The 1,076-nt window shown below is 75.2% G+C and carries 1 protein-coding gene; it reads left to right on the top strand.

Annotation, left to right across the window (positions count from 1 at the left end):
• On the top strand, positions 1-1,076 hold a 1,076-nt coding region (locus HO151_RS02730), incomplete at both ends, for an IucA/IucC family siderophore biosynthesis protein (RefSeq protein WP_254594661.1).

Raw genomic sequence — 1,076 nt, 5'->3', positions numbered from 1 at the left:
CTTCGCCGCGGAACTCGCGCACAGCGTCGCCTCGCTGGCCCGGGACAGGGCCCGCCGGCCGGTCAGGTCCCGCCGGCCGGTCAGGTCCCGCCGGCCGGTCCCCGCACCCTCTGGGAGTGGGAGCAGCGGGTCGTCGACGGGCACCCCTTCCATCCCAACTGCCGTGCGCGGCCCGGCTTCTCGGTGGCCGAGCAGCTGGCGTACGCCCCGGAGCACCGGCCGGTGGTCGAGCTGGGCACGGTCGCCGTACGGGAGGAGGACTGCCTCTCGACGGGCGCGTGGCCGTACCGGGAGGCGGGGCGGCTGCTGATCCCCGTGCATCCGTGGCAGGCACGGCACGTGCTGAAGGACGAGTACCCCGTCGCAGCCGGTACGGCCGCTCATCCCCTGATGTCCCTGCGTACCCTGGCCGTGCCGGGCGGACCGCACCTCAAGACCGCGCTCAGCGCCCGGCTGACCTCGTCCGTGCGGGACATCTCGGTGTACTCGATCACGTCGGCCGCCACGGTGTCGGCGTTCATGGAGTCGATGGCCGCCCGCCTGGGCGGGCTGCTGCACATCACGCGGACGCTCGGCGCGGTCAGCGCCGGCACCCCGGACCTGGCCGCCGTCTCGCGGGAGTCCCCCGACCTGTACGCGGGAACGGGCGAGCGGGTCGTCCCGGTCGCCGCTCTCGTGACGGGCGTCGAGCCCCTGTCGCCCGCCCGGCTCGCGGAGTTCAGCAGACTCGCGCTCACCGTGGGGCTGCGCCTGCTGGAGCTGGGAGTCGCCCTGGAGGCCCACGGACAGAACCTGCTCGTGGTGCTCTCCCCCGCCGGGGATCCGGTGCGGCTCGTCTACCGCGATCTGGCGGACATCCGGATCAGCCCGGCCCGCCTCGCCCGGCACGGCATCCCCGTCCCGGACCTGGCGGGCCGTGTCGTCACCGACGACGAGTCGGTCCTGCGCGGCAAGCTCTTCGGCTCGCTCGTCGCGGGCGCGCTGGCGGCGACGGCGGGTTCGGCGGCCGCGCTGCGCGAGGCGCTGTCCGCGGCGGTACCGGATCTGCCGCGGACGGCGGATCTGGCGGCGCTGTT

The organism is Streptomyces sp. 8P21H-1, from assembly GCF_013302945.1.
This window is presented reverse-complemented; position numbering and strand designations above follow the sequence as displayed.